The 16802-nt window shown below is 63.3% G+C and carries 16 protein-coding genes; 5 read left to right on the top strand and 11 right to left on the bottom strand.

Translation table 11 applies throughout. From position 1 onward, the window contains the following. Positions 1-4 precede the first annotated feature (4 nt). The 7 genes from soxA to IVB26_RS13040 all read right to left on the bottom strand — a co-directional run bounded on the left by soxA (position 5) and on the right by IVB26_RS13040 (position 6185). The gene (gene soxA / locus IVB26_RS13010) at positions 5-784 is read right to left on the bottom strand and encodes a sulfur oxidation c-type cytochrome SoxA (protein ID WP_247972024.1); all 780 of its coding nucleotides are present in this window, start codon (positions 782-784) and stop codon (positions 5-7) included. After that, positions 781-1098 (bottom strand): thiosulfate oxidation carrier complex protein SoxZ, encoded by a 318-nt coding sequence (gene soxZ / locus IVB26_RS13015; RefSeq protein ID WP_247972025.1) that lies wholly within the window; start codon positions 1096-1098, stop codon positions 781-783. Before soxZ ends, soxA begins: the two co-directional genes overlap by 4 nt. Further along, a complete protein-coding gene (locus tag IVB26_RS13020) occupies positions 1098-1565 on the bottom strand; it encodes a SoxY-related AACIE arm protein (RefSeq protein ID WP_247972026.1) in 468 nt (155 codons plus the stop codon). The genes soxZ and IVB26_RS13020 overlap by 1 nt, the downstream gene beginning before the upstream one ends. Positions 1566-1573: 8 nt before the next feature. Beyond that, positions 1574-1945 (bottom strand): sulfur oxidation c-type cytochrome SoxX, encoded by a 372-nt coding sequence (soxX, locus tag IVB26_RS13025; RefSeq protein ID WP_247972027.1) that lies wholly within the window; start codon positions 1943-1945, stop codon positions 1574-1576. A gap of 265 nt (positions 1946-2210) precedes the next feature. Further along, on the bottom strand, positions 2211-3482 hold the full coding sequence (locus IVB26_RS13030; protein ID WP_247972028.1) for an NAD(P)/FAD-dependent oxidoreductase: 1272 nt from the start codon (positions 3480-3482) through the stop codon (positions 2211-2213). 54 nt (positions 3483-3536) lie between these two features. Then, the gene (locus IVB26_RS13035) at positions 3537-5723 is read right to left on the bottom strand and encodes a xanthine dehydrogenase family protein molybdopterin-binding subunit (RefSeq protein ID WP_247972029.1); all 2187 of its coding nucleotides are present in this window, start codon (positions 5721-5723) and stop codon (positions 3537-3539) included. Between the two features lie 12 nt (positions 5724-5735). Beyond that, the gene (locus tag IVB26_RS13040) at positions 5736-6185 is read right to left on the bottom strand and encodes a (2Fe-2S)-binding protein (RefSeq protein WP_247972030.1); all 450 of its coding nucleotides are present in this window, start codon (positions 6183-6185) and stop codon (positions 5736-5738) included. 294 nt (positions 6186-6479) lie between these two features. Here IVB26_RS13040 and IVB26_RS13045 point away from each other — a divergent pair, with 294 nt between their 5' ends. Beyond that, the gene (locus IVB26_RS13045; protein WP_247972031.1) at positions 6480-8081 is read left to right on the top strand and encodes a B12-binding domain-containing radical SAM protein; all 1602 of its coding nucleotides are present in this window, start codon (positions 6480-6482) and stop codon (positions 8079-8081) included. 16 nt (positions 8082-8097) lie between these two features. Here IVB26_RS13045 and IVB26_RS13050 read toward each other — a convergent pair whose 3' ends face one another. Then, on the bottom strand, positions 8098-9486 hold the full coding sequence (locus IVB26_RS13050; protein WP_247972032.1) for an MFS transporter: 1389 nt from the start codon (positions 9484-9486) through the stop codon (positions 8098-8100). 292 nt (positions 9487-9778) lie between these two features. Next, positions 9779-10105 (bottom strand): hypothetical protein, encoded by a 327-nt coding sequence (locus IVB26_RS13055; protein WP_247972033.1) that lies wholly within the window; start codon positions 10103-10105, stop codon positions 9779-9781. Between the two features lie 490 nt (positions 10106-10595). On the opposite strand from IVB26_RS13055, the gene IVB26_RS13060 reads away from it, so the two are divergent. The 4 genes from IVB26_RS13060 to IVB26_RS13075 all read left to right on the top strand — a co-directional run bounded on the left by IVB26_RS13060 (position 10596) and on the right by IVB26_RS13075 (position 14544). Then, on the top strand, positions 10596-12179 hold the full coding sequence (locus tag IVB26_RS13060; protein ID WP_247972034.1) for a coiled-coil domain-containing protein: 1584 nt from the start codon (positions 10596-10598) through the stop codon (positions 12177-12179). 62 nt (positions 12180-12241) lie between these two features. Then, entirely contained in the window at positions 12242-13276 is a 1035-nt protein-coding gene (locus IVB26_RS13065; RefSeq protein ID WP_247973146.1) for a TAXI family TRAP transporter solute-binding subunit, read from the top strand. Positions 13277-13353: 77 nt separating this feature from the next. Then, positions 13354-13902: a hypothetical protein gene (locus IVB26_RS13070; RefSeq protein ID WP_247972035.1), complete on the top strand. Its 549-nt coding sequence runs from the start codon at positions 13354-13356 to the stop codon at positions 13900-13902. Between the two features lie 24 nt (positions 13903-13926). Further along, a complete protein-coding gene (locus IVB26_RS13075; protein ID WP_247972036.1) occupies positions 13927-14544 on the top strand; it encodes a DsrE family protein in 618 nt (205 codons plus the stop codon). A 253-nt stretch (positions 14545-14797) separates the two neighbouring features. Here IVB26_RS13075 and IVB26_RS13080 read toward each other — a convergent pair whose 3' ends face one another. Beyond that, entirely contained in the window at positions 14798-15610 is an 813-nt protein-coding gene (locus tag IVB26_RS13080) for a Crp/Fnr family transcriptional regulator (protein ID WP_247973147.1), read from the bottom strand. A 339-nt stretch (positions 15611-15949) separates the two neighbouring features. Further along, positions 15950-16693, bottom strand: a complete 744-nt coding sequence (locus IVB26_RS13085) for an SDR family NAD(P)-dependent oxidoreductase (protein WP_247973148.1) — start codon at positions 16691-16693, stop codon at positions 15950-15952. Between the last annotated feature and the right edge of the window lie 109 nt (positions 16694-16802).

A 16802-nucleotide genomic window follows, 5' to 3' on the forward strand; every position in this document is an offset into this window, starting at 1 on the left:
ACGATCAGGGCCGCATCGCTGGCGTCTCCATCGGCAGGCCGCGCGCCCGCGACATCAGATAGAGCTCGAGTGCGACCAGCTCGGGCGAGCCGTAATCATAGACCTGTGCGCGGACGCCGCTCATGCAGCTGCGCAGCCGCCGTTCCAGCGATCCCAGCGTTTGCCATTCCAGGCGGTAGAGCGGATAGCCGGTCGGCTGTCCTTGCGTGACCGGCGCGCCCGCCAGGCGCTTGTCGAAATTGTCGTCGTGGCAATTGGTGCAGGCGAGGTTGAGCTGACCCTCGCGTTGCATGAAGAGGTTGCGGCCGTGTTCCACGAACGGCTTGAGGTCTGGATCGTCGCCGGCCGCGATCGCCGCACCGCGCGATTGGTGGGCGACGAAGGCGGACAGCGCCAGGAGATCGCGGCTCTCGTAAGGCAAAGGCGTAGCCTGCTGATGATTGGTGCGGCAGAGATTGATGCGCTGGTCGAGCGTGACCGGGCGCGCCAGCGCCTTGTCGATGGCGGGATAGCGCGCCGCGACGCCCTTCATGCTGGTGCGCGCATCGCCATGGCAATCCGCGCAGGCCTTTTCGGCATTGCCGGTCTTCTTTCCCCATAGCGCCTCGCCGTCCAGCACGAACAGCATGCCCGGATTCGCCGTGTCGTCATCCTGCATCGCGCGCGTGTCGGGCCCCATGAACGAATAGCCGGACCGGCGCGCATCGGGCGGGATTTCACCGGCGAGCAGGGCAGGGGCCGCGGCGAACAATGCCGCCGCTGCTATCGCGCGCCAAACGCTCATTCGACAATGATCGATGCCGATGCGGTGGACGAATAGCCGTTGTCGCCGATCCATTCGAATTCGAACTTGCCGCTCTCCTTGGCGACCGTGAAGAATGACAAATATGGATTGGCCGCGATCGCCGGAAACAGATCGGCGCGAAAGATATCGGCGCCGTTGTAGCGGCAGGTGAAGCTGGTGATGATGTCGCGCGGCACGAGCTTCCCGTCCGCGGTGTGGCGAAAGCCGGTTTCCATGATGTGCGAGGTCAGCGTGCGGATCTCGATGACGTCGCCGCGTCTGGCCCTTGCCGGAACGTTGATCAGTGCTGACATCAGTTCATCTCCTCGGTGCAGGCGGCCAGCGTCACGACGATTTCGGCAGCAACCTGCCAGAACGTGTCGTCGGACAGGCGGGCGATCGCGACCACCTTTTGGGTGTCGGCGAGCCGGATCCGGGTCGAGACCTGGGGGCGGCCGGAGGAGGGGCCGAGATAGAAATTGGCGATGTTCGGCTGCGGGTTCTTCTCGTTGAAGACGTGGATGCTCTTGACGTGGTCATCGGCCGTCATCGCGCTTGCGACACTCACCGTCATCGGCACCGTATTGCCGTTCTCGACCAGTGGCGGAATGTCGAGCTTCACCCTGCCGGTGCGCAATTGTGCTTCGCCGACGACATTGCGGATCGCGGTATTGAGCATCGCGGGCGTGGCTTGAAGTGGACGCAGGGTGACGATCGGGATCGTCCCGGCGGCAGTGATGCCTCCGGCAAGGCTTAGGAATTGTCGTCGCGTGGTTGGCATGAGCAGTCCTAGTCGCGAAGCGTTGCAAGAAAAGCCACGATGTCCTCGATCTCCGCAGCCGACAATATCGGCTTGCCGGCGAAGTTACGTCCGATGCGCACGAAGCCGTCGTTGCGATAATAGGACGGCATGATGGTCTGTGCGTTGAAACGCGATGCATCGACCAGTCGAAGCCGCAACTGGCTCGCCGTCCATCGGTTCCCGGCGCCGGCGAGGTCCGGCGCGAGGTCTCCCTGGAATCGCGTCTCCGGAAAGGGCCCGGAATGGCAGAGGATGCAGGTCGTCGTGCGCGCCAGCACCAGTGTGCGCCCGCGGGCGGCATCGCCGGACGATCCCGTGAGCGAGGCTGGAATGCCGTCGCCGACGATTTTGTAAGGCACGAACTCGTCCGCGCGCGCAGCGCTGGCGAAGGCGAGGCCCGTGACGATGAATGCGGCAATCGCAAATGCTAGGAGGGATGGCTGACGCTGCCGCGAACTCCACTTACCCCTCCCGCTTGCGGGAGAGGTCGGAGCGCAGCGCCGGGTGAGGGCTCTTTCCTCTGGGGGAGTCTTCGTTGTCGAGACACCCTCTCCCCAACCCTCCCCCGCAGGCGGGGGAGGGGGCGCACCGTGGTCGTGGCGGCAGTTTGGTCCTATCATCCTACTAGCCAAAGGTATCCGCCGTGATGGTTTCAAACCAGCGCTCCGCCTCGGCGGCCTCGCGCGCCCGCAGTTCGCGCGGCGCGTCGACCGGGCTGGTCGCGCCGCCCTCGACCTCGGCGAAGATGTCGCCCTTTGGCTGGTAGGTGCCGGTGAGTGAAAAACCGTAACCGGGGGCGACAGTGTTGTAGCAGACGCCCATGAGCCGCGGCGGTTCCGGCGCGCGGCCCGTGAGCAGGCTGACGATGGCAGCGGCGCAGGCCTTGCCTTGCGCGCTTGCAGCGGATGCCGATTTGGGAATGCCGCCGCCAAGGCAGGCATCGCCGATGACGTGAATGTTCTTGACGAGCTTCGACTCGAAGGACACGGGATCGATCGGGCACCAGCCGGTGGCGTCGGTAGCGCCCGCGATCTCGGCGATGCGTCCCGCACGCTGCGGCGGGATCACATTGGCGACGTCGGGCGTGTAGTTGCCGAACTCGGTCACGATGGTCATGGTCGCCGGATCAACCGAAGTCACGCGGCCGCCTTGCGACAGCGCGACGCGCTCGATCATGTCGCCATAGAGCTCCTTCCAGGCCGTCTCGAACAGTCGCTGCTGGGAGAAACTATCCTTGGCATCGAGGATCAGAACTTTCGAGCGTGGCTTGTTCGTCTTCAGGTAATGCGCGATCAGGCTGGCGCGCTCATAAGGCGCAGGCGGGCAGCGCGAGGGATTGGCCGGGATTGCAATGGCGACCGTGCCGCCGTCCGCCATCGCTTCTAATTGCCTGCGCAGCAAAAGCGTCTGCGCACCGGCCTTCCAGGCGTGCGGCATCCTTTCCGACGCTGCGGCGTCGTAGCCGGGTAGGGCTTCGAGATGGAAGTCGATGCCGGGCGAGAGCACGAGGCGGTCATAGCTAAACGCCGTGCCATCGGCCGTCGTCACGCTACGCTTTTGCGTATCGATGGCCGTTGCAGCCTGTGCCACGACGGCGATGCCTTCGGCGGCGAGCTTGTCATAGCCGAACTGTTGCGCCTCCATCTTGCGCAGGCCCGCGATCACCGCGTTGCTGAGCGGGCAGGAGATGAAGGTCTTGTTCGGCTCGATCAACGTGACCTGCAACCTGGCATCGGCGCGTTTGAGCGCCCGCGCGCAGGCGGCGCCGCCAAAGCCGCCGCCGACCACGACGATGCGGCCCGGCGATTGCGCGCGCAGGATCGAAGGTGCGATGAGCGATGTGGCCGCGACGGTGATGCCGAGGACGGCATTCCGCCGTGTCACCGGCACATTCATGAGTCTTGTCCGGAAAAATGCTGCGGCTGCCGTTGGGGCAGCCGCAGCGCTCTCTTAGGCAAAGGTGATGTTCTGGTCGCGCAGTGGCACCGAGCGGATGCGCTTGCCGGTCGCGGCGAAGTACGCATTCAGCACGGCCGGCGCGGCGACGCCGATGGTCGGCTCACCGACACCGCCCCAGAACCCGCCGCTCGGCACCATCACCGATTCCACCTTCGGCATCTCGTTGATGCGCATCGAGTTGTAGGTGTCGAAGTTGGTTTGCTCGATCTTGCCGTCCTTGACGGTGCAGCCGCCGTAGAACAGCGCGGAGAGGCCATAGACGAAGGAGCCCGCGATCTGCCGTTCCACCTGCGCCGGATTGACGACGTAGCCGGGATCGGTGGAGGCGACGATACGATGCACCTTGATCTTGCTGCCGTCGGTCACCGAGATTTCGGCGGCGCCGGCGACGTAGCTGCCATAGCCCATGACCTGGGCGATGCCGCGATAGACGCCCTGTGGCGCCGGCGTGGTCCAGCCGATCTTCTCGGCGACCGCATTGAGCACCGCCAGATGCTTGGGATGATTGCCCATCAGCTTGCGGCGGAATTCGAGCGGGTCCTGGCCTGCGGCCTGGGCCAGCTCGTCCATGAAGCATTCCATGTAGATCGCGTTGTGATTGACGTTGACGCCGCGCCAGAAGCCGGGCGGAACGTGCGGGTTGCGCATCGCATGCTCGACCAACAGGTTCGGCACCGAATAGCCGAATGCGGCCTCGCCGGATTGGGCGACGCCCTGGAATGCGGCCGGGTCCATGCCGTTCTGCAGCGCCTCGGGGCGAAGCGAGAACAGGATCGACTGCCCGGACAGGCGGTAGTGCAACGCGACCAGATTGTTGTTGGCGTCGAACGCGCCGGTCAACTTGCACTGGGTGATGGGGTGATACCTGCCGTGCGCCATGTCCTCTTCGCGCGACCACAACAGCTTGATCGGCGTGCCCGGCATCTCTTTGGCGATCAGGACCGCCTGACGGACATAGTCGGTCTGACCGCGCCGGCCGAAACCGCCCCCCAGCATCACCTTGTGCACGTCGCACTTCTCGGCCGGCAAGCCGGAAGCCTCCAGCACCGCTGCAAACGCCGCCTCGCCATTCTGCGTGCCGCACCAGACCTCGCATTTGTCCGCGGTGTAGAGCGCGGTGGCGTTCATCGGCTCCATCGTGGCGTGGTTCTGATAGGGATAGGAGTAGACGGCCTCGACCTTCTTGGCCGCGCCGGCAATCGCCGCCTTGGCATCGCCATTCTTGTTGCCGACATAGGCCGGCTGCTTGTCGTCGAGGCCCTCGGTCAGCCACTTCGCAATCGACTCGCTGGAAACTTTGGCGTTGTCGCCTTCGTCCCAGACGATCGGCAGCGCCTCCAGCGCGGTCTTGGCGTGCCACCAGGTGTCGGCAACGACCGCGACCGCGGTATCGCCGACCTTGACGACCTTCTTGACGCCTTTCATGCCGGCGATCTTGGATTGGTCAAAACTCTTCAACTTGCCGCCGAACACCGGGCAGTCCTTGATCGCGGCATTCAGCATGCCCGGCAGCTTGACGTCGGCGCCGTAGATCATGGCGCCGGTGGTCTTGTCGACCGTGTCGAGCCGCTTCACGCCCTTGCCGATCAGCTTCCAATCCTTCGGATCCTTCAGCTTGACGTCCGATGGCGGCGTCAGCTTCGCCGCGGCCTCGGCGACCTTGCCGTAGGTCGTGGTCTTGCCCGATGGCGTATGGGTGATGACGCTGTTCTCGGCTGCGCATTCGGAGGCCGGCACTTTCCATGCGTCGGCGGCGGCCTGGATCAGCATCACGCGCGCGGTGGCGCCGCCCTTGCGGACATAGTCCTGCGAGGAGCGGATGCCGCGGCTGCCGCCGGTCGAGAAATCGCCCCAGACGCGCTTGCGTGCGACGCTCTGGCCCGGTGTCGGATATTCGGTCGTGACCTTGGTCCAATCGCATTCGAGCTCCTCGGCGACGAGCTGGGCGAGGCCGGTCAGCGAGCCCTGGCCCATTTCGGAGCGAGCGATGCGAATCACGACGGTGTCATCGGGCCTGACCACGACCCAGGCGCCGATCTCCGGCGAGCCATCGGCCGCGCGGACCACGGCGGGGCCGCCGAAGGGAATGTCGAGGCCAATGGCGAGCCCGGCGCCGACTGCGGCCGTGCCAATGACGAAGGCGCGGCGATTGAGCCGCGGCGAAATATGCTTGTTCATGTTGGGGGGTCCTTACGCGCTTGCGATCGTGTGGATCGCTTCGCGCACCTGCTGGAAGGTGCCGCAGCGGCAGATATTGGTGATGGCCTCGTCGATGTCGGCGTCGGTCGGCTTCGGCTTCTCGCTCAGCAGCGCTGCCACCGCCATGATCATGCCGCTCTGGCAATAGCCGCATTGCGGCACGTCCTGGGCGATCCAGGCTTCCTGCACCTTGTGCAGCGAATCGCCCGAGGCGAGCCCCTCGATCGTGGTGATCTTCTTGCCCTCGGCCTCGCTGACCGAAACGCCGCAGGAGCGGGTGGCGATGCCTTCGATGTGAACGGTGCAGGCGCCGCATTGTGCAATGCCGCAACCGTATTTGGTGCCGGTCAGGCCGGCATTCTCGCGGATTGCCCAGAGCAGCGGCGTATCCGGCTCGACGTCGAGGGTGAAGGTTTTTCCGTTGATTGTTAGGTTTGCCATCGCAGTCCCCTGATTGGCCCAATCCACCGATTGAACTCAGGGGCGCACTGTGTCCGGCAAACTGGAACCATTCAAATCAACAGTCCGAGGGTTGCCAGGCGAAGATTGTCGCTGCCGCGGGAGGATTTTTGGATCGGGCGGTGTCGTGAGCCACCGGAAATTGCGGCTGGCGGGGCCCTGAACGCCGACAATGTGGCTTGGCGCGACGGTTCCGCCAGGCGACAGTTTGTCCCTTTTGCCGGGGTGCAAGATTTGGGCGCTTTGGTACACTAGGCCGATGCCAAAAGGAGTTCCATGAAGGTGCCGACCCCCTGCAACGTGCTGATGCTCTATCCGCTGTTCTCAGCAGAGTCCTTCTGGACCTTTGGCGAATCCTGCAAAGTGTTGGGCGTGAAGCGCCCAGCCGCCCCTTTGGGCCTGATTACCGTTGCCGCCATGCTCCCCGAGAGCTGGACGGTCCGGCTGATCGACTGCAACACGGCCTCCTTCGGTGACGAAGATCTCGCCTGGGCCGACGTCGTCTTCACCGGCGGAATGATGCCGCAGCAGGCCGATACGCTGCGTCTGATCGAGCTCTGCCGCGCGGCCGGCAAGCCGGTGGTCGTCGGCGGTCCCGATCCCACCTCCAGCCCCCACATCTATGAGCGGGCCGACTTCCGGGTGCTCGGCGAGGCCGAGAGCGTCATCGACGAATTCATCGCGGCCTGGGAGGGCGGCGAACGGTCCGGCGTCTTCACCGCGCCGAAATTCCAGGCCGACGTCACCAAGACGCCGGTGCCGCGCTTCGACCTGCTCAAGTTCGAGGACTACCTCTATCTCGGTGTGCAATATTCCCGCGGATGTCCGTTCACCTGCGAGTTCTGCGACATCATCGAGCTCTACGGACGCGTGCCGCGGACCAAGACGGTCGAGCAGATGTTTGTGGAGCTCGAGACGCTCTACAAGATGGGCTATCGCGGTCATCTCGACTTTGTCGACGACAATTTCATCGGCAACAAGAAGTCGCTGCGGCAGTTCCTGCCTAAGCTCGCCGAATGGCAGCGGACCCACGGCTATCCGTTCGAATTATCGACCGAAGCCTCGGTCAATTTGGCCGATGATCCCGAGCTATTGGAGTTGATGGGCGCGGCGAATTTCTTCGCCATCTTCGTCGGCATCGAGAGTCCGGATCCGGCGACGCTGGTCGCGATGCGCAAGAAGCAGAATACCCGGCGCAACATCGCCGAGAGCATCCACAAGATCTACGCCGCCGGCATGCTCGTCACCGCGGGCTTCATCGTCGGCTTCGACAATGAGAAAGTCTCGATGGCGGAGGCCATGATCGACTTCATCGAAGAGGCGGCGATCCCCGTCAGCATGGTCGGACTGCTCTATGCTTTGCCGAACACGCAGCTGACGCGCCGCCTGGAGCGCGAAGGCCGGCTGCATCCGGGCCACGATGTGGCGCCGACCATCGGCGCGGATCAGTGCACGGCCGGGATCAATTTCGATCCGGTGCGCCCGCTGCGCGACATCCTGACGGACTACAAGCGGGTGCTGGAGCACGTCTACAGCCCGGCTGCCTATGCAGGACGCGTCGACCGTCTGATGACGCTGCTCGACCGGTCCAGGCAGCGCCACGAGCTCGCCGAAGGCGATATCCGCGCCAAGCTCGGTGCGATGGAGACGGTGCACAAGGTGGTCACCACCCTTCCCGAGGCGCGTGGACCGTTGTGGCAGACCTTCATGAACTGCGCCAAGCGCGACACGACATCCGCGCGCATTGCCGTGCAGATGATCGCCGCCTATGCCCATCTCGGACCGTTCTCGCGCAAGGTCATCGCTGCCATCGATGAGCGCCTGGCGGCGCTGGACAACGAAACCACGCCGGCGACGGTCGATGTGACGGCGGCTTGACGCCTGGCTTGAGAGCTTACTTCACCGCCAGTCGCAAAAAGCTCATCACGCTGCCGAGCGCGGCAAAGCCCGCGCCGAGGGCCAGCGCCAATGTCGCGCCCTCGTGGCCGGCGAGCGCGAAGCAGAGAGCGGCGAGCGCGGCGCCCGTGGTCTGCCCGGTCAGGCGCGCGGTGGCAACGATGCCGGAGGCGCTGCCGCTGCGATGCGGCGGAGCACTCGACATCACCGCCTTCATGTTCGGCGCCTGGAAGAAGCCGAAGCCCATGCCGCAGATTACCATCCGCCAGATGATGTCGAGGATGGCGGGATTGGCCGGCAGCGTCGCGAGCAACGCCATGCCGAGGCCGAGCAGCACGAGCCCGATGCCGCCGAGCAGGCCGACCGCATGGCGATCGGACAGGCGCCCGGCGATCGGCGCCATGATGCCGACCACCAGCGGCCATGGCGTCATGAAGAAGCCGGTCTCGACCTGCGAGCGGCCGAGCACGTCCTCGAAATAGAACGGCAGCGAGACGAAGGCGAGGCCCTGCACCGCGAACGAGCACACCGCGGTCCCCGCCGACAGCGCGAACATCGGCCTGCTGAACAGGTCGATCGGCAGCATCGGCGCCGGATGTTCGGCATGGCGGCGCGTCAGGATGAAGCCGAGCGCGAGCGCCGTGACCAACTCGACGCCCACAACCACCGGCGACAGATTATGCGCGGCGCTGCCGATGCCGGTGATGAACAGGCCGAGGCAGGCCGACGCCAGGATCGCGCCGAGGAAGTCAAAACCGTGATCGGCGCGCGGTGTCTTCGGCAGCATTGCAAAGCCGATGCCGATCGCGACCAGGCCGAAGGGAATGTTGACGGCGAACAGCCACGGCCACGGGCCGAGCGCGAGGATGGCGGAGGCGATCGAGGGTCCGAAGGTGAAGGCGGTCGCGACCACCAGCGCGTTGTGGCCGAAGCCGCGGCCCTGCATCCTTCCGGGATAGACGAAGCGCACCAGCGCTGTGTTGACGCTCATGATGCCGCTGGCACCCAACCCTTGCAGGGTGCGCGCGACCAGCAGGCTGTCCAGCGACCACGCCACCGCGCAGAACAGCGAGGCGATGGTGAACAGGATCAGGCCGCCGAGATAGATGCGCTGGTGCCCAACGATCTCGCCAAGCGCCCCGAGCGGCAGCAGCGTCGCCACCAGCGCGATCTGGTAGACGTTGACCACCCAGACCGACTGCTCCGGACTGACATGCAGATCGGCGGCAATGGCAGGCAAGGCTATGTTGGCGATCGCGGTATCGAGCGAGGCCATCGCCAACGCGGTGAAGATCGCGGCGATCGCCCAGCGCCGCTGCGCGGCCGGGAGGCCATCGGCGATGGGGTGGTCGGGCTCGCGCGCTGCGGCAGGTAACGTGATTGTCATTGCGTTGTTGTCATTGCCTCAGCGCGGTGCTTCGGCGGCGTGGCCGAAAGGGACTTTCGGCATGTACTACGCCCACGCCGCCCGCCACAGACACACGCGTGCATGCTGTGTATGCGCACCGCCCGCGGCTGCGGGCTCCGGCAAAAAGTGCGAAAACAACCCCATGCACAGTAGAGATGGGCTTGATCAATAAGGGTTTTTCAATCTGCAACGGGACGACATCCGCCGTTGCGACGACGTTGACAGGTCGGGCAAAGCTGACGACACCCGGCAAGAAGTGGACGCGCGCCTCTCACGAGCAAGAATGGCCGCCTTTGAAAGCAAGGTAGATGCCGGATGCGCTGTCGCCGACATTGTTGCCGGCGCTCCACCAGCTATGGGTCGCCTCCTGCACCGTATTGCCTTCGATTGAGCAGGCGAGCCCAGGCTGACGAAATCGGCGTTCGGCTACACCGTCAGGCGGGTATAGCAGCGTGAGCAGGCGGAAATCGCGCCGGGAGATCGGGTAGTCCCGAATGATAAATTGCGCGAGGCCGCGGCATGCGGCCTGGTAAGAAACCGGCGGAATAGGCGACGTGGAGATCAACGCTCCTGGTGGAAAACCGTCACTCGAATACAAGCCCCAACGCCAACCACGTCGCAAGAGACAAGCAGACGCCAATTCCCAAATAGGGCAATGCAAGGCGCATCGGTCACTCCTCAACTCCGAGACGCTGCGAAAACGCCGTCAGCTTCGCATGTTCGCCGAGCCCCGCCCATATTCCATACGATGTACGAGCTTTGGTTTGGCGCGGACGGCAACGGACCCGACTGCGCAATGAAGACGACGCCAACAGGAAGCAAAACGCGCCTGATTTGGCGACCGGCATACAGTATCAGGCTGATCTTAATTTGACTTCGCATTTAGTCCAAAATATATAATTATATAATTTATTAAATTATTTAATTTTGAGGCCGGTACCTGCCAAGTCATTTCGATCTAAGGATTTTCTTCAATGCCGAACTGCGAAACAGGCGGAGCAATCGCGCCGCTTTAGCCGTTATCTAAAGAGGCGTGATCGATGCGCCGACCAATTGATACTGCGCCCAGGGACGGAGAAGACATCTGGGTGGAAGATGCGACCGGGGCTGTCGACGTCGCCCACTGGTCGCCTCAAGCGGGCAAATGGGTCTCCAAAGACGGCGCTCCAATCAACGCCGAGCCGACCCATTGGTATCCCGAAACTGAGGACATTGACGCAGAGGGAGAACCCTTGGGCAAGCCGTTCGCAGCGGCTGTCATTCTGCTTCCCGCGATCCTGATTGGAGCGGCCTTACTGGGTGTGTTCGACACTTTCGGCGCACGAGCAATTCCGGAAATGACGCAAATCGGCGGCGAGAACGCCGGCAGCTTCGACCAACGGCTGGAAATAGGGGCGGGGTCGCAAGCGCTCCTTCAGCGCGAAGCGAGCGGAGCCGTGTACGCGGTGCCGGCAGGCATGGTGCAGCCTGGGCCATGGCCCGATCGAGATGCTTTGCACAATAATGCGCGCGCCAGTGAACTGGACGGGGCGCGCAGGGAACTTGAGGAGGCGGTCCAGCACGCGGACGCGGCAAAAACTGCGGCGGACGAGTTGCGGCAGTCGCTGCAACAGGAGCAAGCGCGCAGCGCTGCGCTTGCGAACGAAGTTGCCGAATTCCGCCGCGAGATCGATGCCCGTGACGCAGGATCGCGGAAGGCGGAGGATGTGGCTGCGCAGCAGAGAGAGGCGGCGCAGCGGGAAATCGCAGAACTAGAGCAGTCTCTGCAGCGCGAGCGGGAAAATAGCGCCGTCCGCGCGAGGCAGGTGAACGCCGCTCAGGCAGCAGCGGCGAGCGCGGAGCGGGAACGCCACGAGGCACAGTCGCGCGCCGCCGCGCTCGCGAGCGAACTCGCCGGAATACCTAGCCGTTTGCTTATGGCGGAGGCTGCGACCGCGGAGCAAAGCCAGGCGGCAGGGCTGGAGATTGCGGAACTGCGGCAGTCCCTGCAGCAAGAGCAGGAAAAGAACGCCGTTCTCGTCACGGAGGCCAAAGCAGCGCAGGCCGCAGCTGCCAATGCCGATCAACAACGCCGCGCTCTCGAAGAGGCTCAAGCGCACGCCGCTGCGCTGGAGAGCAAACTTGCCGAACTGCGCCGTGAGATCGAAAGCCGCAACGTGCAATTGCGCGAGGCCGAGAATGCGGCCTCGCAGCAGAGACAGGCAGCGAAACGAGAGATCGGTGGACTGCGGCAGTCGCTGCAACAGGAGCTGAGCAAGACCGAGGCCGGGAAGAGAGAGCTTGCACCGGGGTGGCGCTCCACCGGTGAGCAGGTCCTCGCCGAGCAAGCAAATGACGCCCCAGTTTTGCCGGCGAGGCGCAGCGTGGAAGTGGCGAAGCCACCGACCGCCGCGGTTCAGAACGAGGCGGAGGCCCGTTTGATCCCGCGTGCCAGGGCGCTGCTCGATCAGGGAAATATTGGTGCAGCACGTATTGTCCTCGAGCTCGCAGCTGAGAAAAACATTGCGCAGGCAAGTTTCATGCTCGCCGAGACCTATGATCCGGCGGTTCTATCCGCCTGGGGTACTTATGGAACGCGCGGCGAAGCGGCCAAGGCGCGAGAACTCTACGCGAAGGCACACAGGGGCGGTATTCGCGAAGCGAAGGAACGGCTGGATGCGTTGCGACCCTGAGAATGGGCTTCTTGCAGTCCGATGGACGAAAGCTCGCGGTGGCTGAGCCGGAAGGGAACGACATGAACAAGGCGCCAAAGTCACGCTCGTTGCTCCTGCTCTTGGTGCCGGTCGCGATGATGCTTCAAACGGCCTGCCTGGAAGCGCAAACGGGGAGAAATGCCAAGGCCGATGCACAGCTCGTCCGACCGCTCCCGAAAGAGAACGAAAAAGACCGGATGAACGCCTGGACGGTCGGGCTCGCCGGGGGCCTGCTCGAGGGCGCGCCGATCCGCCTCGCCGCAGAAATGGCTCGCGTCGTCGACGACGGAGCAGACCTGCATCTTCTGCCGATCGTCACCCGGGGGGCCACCGACAATCTGAACGCGCTGCTCTATTTGCGCGGCGTCGATACTGCCATCATCAATTCCGACGCGCTCGAGGAGTATAAGGTTCAGGCACCGCAGATCCGAAGCCGCATCACCTATCTGCTCAATCTCTTCCCATCCGAGCTGCACATTTTTGTGCGGCCTGAAATCACAAGCCTGCAGGATCTTGTCGGCAAGAGGGTGAACTTCAACACCCTGGGCACCGCGGCCGCCTATTCAGGCCCACTGATCTTCAGCCGTCTCGGGATCGATGTCGATAAGACGTTCATTCCGCATCAGGTTGCCCTGGAACAGATGCGCAAAGGCGAAATGTCGGCCGTGGTGTTCATCACGTCGAAACCCGTCGACGCCTTCGTAAAAGGCCGCTGGGAGGCTGGATTCAAGTTCCTCCCGATCCATTACGACAAGAAGTTCGAGGACTATTATCTGCCCGCGACCTTGGACGCCAATGAGTATCCCAATCTGATCAAGCAGGGTGAGCGGGTCTCGACCATCGCGGTCCCGACAGCGCTTGTCGCTTTCAACTGGCCGTTACGCTCCAATCGCTACCAACGCGTGGCTCGCCTTGTCGATTACCTGTTCTCGCGCATCGACCGCCTGCAGGCACCAGGCTTCGATCCGAAATGGCAGTCGATCAATCTTGCGGCATCCGTCCCGGGGCTCACCCGCTTCCCAGCGGCGCAGGAATGGCTGGATCGCAAAGCGCGCAGCGTACAGGCGAGGCCATGAAGACTGCCGCTCCTCCGCTCGCTGTCGCCTTCAACGTCGCCTGCAGTATCGCCTACGCGCAAACTACGAGCGGTCCCATGGAAACATTTAGGGCCTGTTCGGCGATGGAGGGACAAGCCCGGCTGGAATGTCTGCAAGACTTATCGCGCAAGATTCCGCCGTCCAGTCGGGGTAGCCAGGATGCTGGCTGGATCGTGAGCGAGACGACTTCGCCCGTGGATTATCTGCCGGTCGTCATCGCCACCGCCACTTCTGTCGGCAGCTCGGATGGCGCCGCGATGCAACTCGCAATCCACTGCCGCAGAGGCCGCACGGAAGTCATAGTCGCCGGACCGGCGCTGTCACGCAGCGCCAACGAATACGTCATCTCCTTTCGGCTGAATGCGGATACGCCAATGCAATTCGCAGCAGCGTCGCCGTCATTCGGCTCCGGCGTCGCTTTCGGGGGCGACGTCGTAAAGTTGTTAAGCTCATTGCCCGACGACGGTCACATCGTTGTGAGCCTTTTCACCCGCACTGGCCCGGTGCAAGACGGGCAATTCCTGCTCAGCGGATTCGAAAACGTGCGCAAGAAAATGGCGGCTGCATGCAAATGGCCACATGCCGTCGCCAGACCGGGTAGGTGATGGTCAGGGAGTTGGAGACACGAGATGATCAATCCAAAATGGGCGATGGCCGTCATCAGCGGCTTGACGATGCTGTTTCTGGTCGGACCGGGCGCGCAGGCGCAGCAGGACAACCAGTGGATCCCGCAGGCGCGCGAGAAGAGTCAAGCGAGCAACCCGAAGCATCCGGGTGGACAGAAGCAAGTGAGCAAGCCGCGGCAGAATCACGCGATCAAGCAGGAGCCTCCGAACAACACGAAGATGGCTCAGGCTACAAAAACCGAGAGCGCGAAAAAGCCGCATCGGCTGGTGCTGCAGGTTAATTCCAACGAGCCTGCGATGATGAACCTCACACTCAACAATGCGAGCAACGTCGCGCAATACTATCGCGATCTCGGTGAACCAGTGTCGATCGAGGTCGTCACCTTTGGTCCCGGCCTTCACATGCTGCGCGAAGACACCTCGCCGGTAAAGCCGCGCATCGAGGTGCTCGCGATGAGCCATCCCGAAATCTCCTTTAAAGCTTGCGGCAACACGCAGGAAAACATGCGTAAGGCGGAGAACAAGGATATCAACCTGATCCCACAGGCGACGGTCGTGAAATCCGGCGTCGTCCGCGTCATGGAGCTGCAGGAGCAGGGCTGGAGCTACGTCAAGCCGTGAGGTCCGGCGGAGAGGCCGGACATCGCGTGCGCTCGCGGACGGTGGATTCAGGAGGCCGCCCAGCCCCATCCACCGGGATCACCGTGCGGATTCGGGAAAATGACGGCCCGCTTACCCAATTGGAGCAGCGGATGGGAATCCACGACCTAAATCAGATCGCCTCGTTGACGGCCGCGACTGGAGGCGGGGCGAACCTCCACCATTCGTCGACTGGGTGCAGTCGAGCACCGTCATCGCGATTGCAGCCTCTGCTCTATTTTCCGGCCCGCGAAGCACATCTGGATTCACCGTCCGCTCCCTCGGAGGCGCCGATGACGCTTTGCCGGAATGGCCGATCGGCAGGCTGCGGTTCCGACAATTCCTGGCAATACATCCGGTCGATGTTGTGCTGCATGAGCGCATAACAATCGCATGCGACCCTCTCGAGCCGTGCCCGATCGATCTCTATAAACCCCCGCCGGTCGGACGGGACGGCGCCGGCCTTGCGTAGCTTGCTCATCGTCAGAGTCACTGTCGTTCGCCGCACCCCAAGCAGTTGCGCAAGCGCCTCCTGCGTCACCGGAAGGAGGTCGTTGGGAACGCGGTCGTGAAGCTGCAGGAGCCAGCGCGCCATGCGGCCATCCACCCGGTGCAGCGCGTTGCAAGCGGCTACGTGCTGGAGCTGCAATAACACGGCGCGGGCGTGGACCTGCACGACATTCCTGATGGCTGTACTTTGCGCATAGGCAGCCCTGAATTTGGCGGCGGAAATCATCGACGCCGTGCCGGCCATGCGAGCAATCGCGGTTACGGATGAAAGCGCCGGGCCGAGCACGGAAAACGAGGCCAAAGCGCCTTCCCGTCCCATCAGGGTGGTTGCGACCGATTGCCCGTCCGGCATATCGAGCATGAATGCGATTGCGCCGCTATGAGGAAAATAAACCGGGTCGAGCTCATCGCCCGATCGCACCAGGACGGCATCGGTTTCGAACGAGACTTTCTGGAAATACGGCGTGAGCAAGCCGAGATCCGCAGGCGGCAATGCCGCCAGTAGCCGATTGCCGATTCCCGTGCGGTGAACGGTCACGATGCTTTCTCGTGAACGCGCACCCAACGAACGACGATATCCATTTATTTCATCCACCATGATTATCCGAAATACGAACTGCCCCAACGAAACTATCCAAACAGAGGCATCAGTCGAGATCAAGCGCGGAGAACTGCGGAGAACCGCTTGCCGCTGTTCTCGCAAAGGCAGGCTCTTGCATACATCATACTATTTAGGTCTTTGCCCATCGGGGGCTCTGGCAATGCAGCCTGTAAGATGGGGAGAGCGCTTGCGAAACCCATCTTGGTTCATTGGATGCTGTCGAAAGGCCGACCGCAACGCTCACGCCTTGTGATACCGAACGCATCCCGTGAATTGCTAGAACTGATACCGCCTCAACCCACCATCCACCGGGATCACCGTGCCCGTGATGTAGCGCGCCACCGGCGAGGCCAGAAACACCGCGAGTGCGGCCAGATCCTCCGGCTCGCCCCAATAGCCGACCGGGATCTCTTCCTCGGCAAAGCGCTCGCGATAATCGGGCGCGTAGTTGCGGCGGATCTGCTCGCTCATGATGCGGCCGGGCGGGATGCAGTTGATGGTGATGCCGTGCCCACCGATCTCGCGCGACAGGCCCTTGGCCCAGGCGTGCACGGCGGCCTTCGCGGCGAACGCAGCATTCAGCCCTTCCGGCTCGGACTTGCCGGTGATGTTGACGATGCGGCCCCATTTGCGTTCGATCATCTGCGGCAGCAGCGCATGCGCGATGCGGCGGTAGCTGGTGAAATTCAGCGCGATCGCCTCGTCCCATTTGCTGTCGGGCGCATCGACCGGCAGCGGCCGGCTGCCGCCGGCATTGTTGATGAGGATGTCGACATGGCCGAGCTCTTTGAGCGCAAACGCCGCGATCCTTTCCGCCGCGTCCTTGGCCATCACGTCCTGCTCGAACGGCGTGATCAGACCGGAGCCTTCTTCCTGCACCAGCTCTGCAAGCAGATCGGTACGCCGTGCCACGCCGACGACGCGCACGCCTTCGGCGGCGAGGCCCTTGGCGATGGCGCGGCCGATGCCGATGCTCGCTCCGGTGACAACAGCGGTTTTCGATTTGAGCCCGAGGTCCATGGTCACACGCTCTCTTATTTGCTTTTGCTTGTTGCTGTTCGTTTCCGGCCCTGTCCCGGTCGGAGTGATTTGCTCGACGGGGACGAGCAGTGGTAACCAAGACCCTTGG

This window comes from Bradyrhizobium sp. 195 (genome assembly GCF_023101665.1).
GTDB lineage: Bacteria > Pseudomonadota > Alphaproteobacteria > Rhizobiales > Xanthobacteraceae > Bradyrhizobium.

Coding starts and splice junctions, on each gene's coding strand:
- IVB26_RS13070 (WP_247972035.1), top strand. CDS start 13,354: ATGGAAACATTTAGGGCCTGTTCGGCGATGGAGGGACAAGCCCGGCTG.
- IVB26_RS13035 (WP_247972029.1), bottom strand. CDS start 5,723: ATGAACAAGCATATTTCGCCGCGGCTCAATCGCCGCGCCTTCGTCATT.
- IVB26_RS13085 (WP_247973148.1), bottom strand. CDS start 16,693: ATGGACCTCGGGCTCAAATCGAAAACCGCTGTTGTCACCGGAGCGAGC.
- soxZ (WP_247972025.1), bottom strand. CDS start 1,098: ATGTCAGCACTGATCAACGTTCCGGCAAGGGCCAGACGCGGCGACGTC.
- IVB26_RS13030 (WP_247972028.1), bottom strand. CDS start 3,482: ATGAATGTGCCGGTGACACGGCGGAATGCCGTCCTCGGCATCACCGTC.
- soxA (WP_247972024.1), bottom strand. CDS start 784: ATGAGCGTTTGGCGCGCGATAGCAGCGGCGGCATTGTTCGCCGCGGCC.
- IVB26_RS13065 (WP_247973146.1), top strand. CDS start 12,242: ATGAACAAGGCGCCAAAGTCACGCTCGTTGCTCCTGCTCTTGGTGCCG.
- IVB26_RS13075 (WP_247972036.1), top strand. CDS start 13,927: ATGATCAATCCAAAATGGGCGATGGCCGTCATCAGCGGCTTGACGATG.
- IVB26_RS13045 (WP_247972031.1), top strand. CDS start 6,480: ATGAAGGTGCCGACCCCCTGCAACGTGCTGATGCTCTATCCGCTGTTC.
- IVB26_RS13020 (WP_247972026.1), bottom strand. CDS start 1,565: ATGCCAACCACGCGACGACAATTCCTAAGCCTTGCCGGAGGCATCACT.
- IVB26_RS13050 (WP_247972032.1), bottom strand. CDS start 9,486: ATGACAATCACGTTACCTGCCGCAGCGCGCGAGCCCGACCACCCCATC.
- IVB26_RS13040 (WP_247972030.1), bottom strand. CDS start 6,185: ATGGCAAACCTAACAATCAACGGAAAAACCTTCACCCTCGACGTCGAG.